General features: G+C 60.2%; 1 protein-coding gene and 1 pseudogene. One reads left to right on the forward strand and one right to left on the reverse strand.

Features of this window, described 5'->3' with window-relative positions; all coding sequences use genetic code 11:
- Window positions 1-49 precede the first annotated feature (49 nt).
- On the reverse strand, window positions 50-181 hold the full coding sequence (locus A5622_RS30425) for a hypothetical protein (protein WP_255361663.1): 132 nt from the start codon (window positions 179-181) through the stop codon (window positions 50-52).
- Window positions 182-671: 490 nt separating this feature from the next.
- On the opposite strand from A5622_RS30425, the pseudogene A5622_RS27755 reads away from it, so the two are divergent.
- Window positions 672-871, forward strand: a pseudogene (locus A5622_RS27755) (hypothetical protein); the annotation flags it as partial.

Genomic DNA, 871 nt, shown 5'->3' on the forward strand with positions numbered 1-871 from the left:
GACGCTACCTCTAGTGGTATCCGGTCATGTCAGTTCCGGACGCAGCGCCTCACTGCTGTCGCTCCTCGCGAAGCTGGTCGATCAGGGTGGTACTCGGTGCGTGATCATTTGCCACCAAAGCCGCGCACCAAGCGCGCGACACCAACTGCAGATCGGCGTCAATCGCTTCGATATCGCGCATGTCCGAATGCTAAGCCGAGGCAGCGCTTCGCTCACTTCACCCCGGCGAACGGCGCAGATTCTTTATCTCGAAGGTGACTGATCGCTGGCGTAAGACCACCGACTTTATGCGGCCGTCAGCATCGGTTTGAGGCAGATCGTCGTCGGACCGGCCTGACGTCGCTGGGATTCGCTAGTGAGATGAAGCCGTGTCTGCGCTGCGTCGAGGCTAGTACATAGTGAATAGCGGCCAACGGCGTCCGCCCGTAATTTTCTACCCATGCGAGACCTCGCGACCATCGATGGCGAATCCGCCTGGTGACGCGAGCGCGCCTAGCGGCTCGATAACTCTGCGACGGCATTCCAGTACCACATTGATCGATCAGGCGCTCGACGAGCGAACGGCGGCAAATTGCACCGCAGCGTCGGCTTGAACCGGCGTGGAGAGGTTACCAGCGGGGTAGCGTCATAGCTGCTCCAGAAGAACAGGGTGCGGTTTTACGGGCGGTGCAATGCAGCTGAAATGGATTAGCGTTGCCGGTCTGATCGCTCAGGCCGGCGGTGACCCATGGGCGATCAACCAGAGCTTGCAGGCCGGTAGCCCTTTTCAGATCTCTCAACTGGCAGAGGCTTTCCATGCTGCCGGCCGATGCTCCACCGCAGCCCAAGAAGAATTCGAACAGGCCCGCAAGCGCTTCGACATGGCCTGGAA

The organism is Mycobacterium sp. 1245801.1 (assembly GCF_001673055.1).
In the GTDB taxonomy this organism is placed as follows: Bacteria; Actinomycetota; Actinomycetes; order Mycobacteriales; family Mycobacteriaceae; genus Mycobacterium; species Mycobacterium europaeum_A.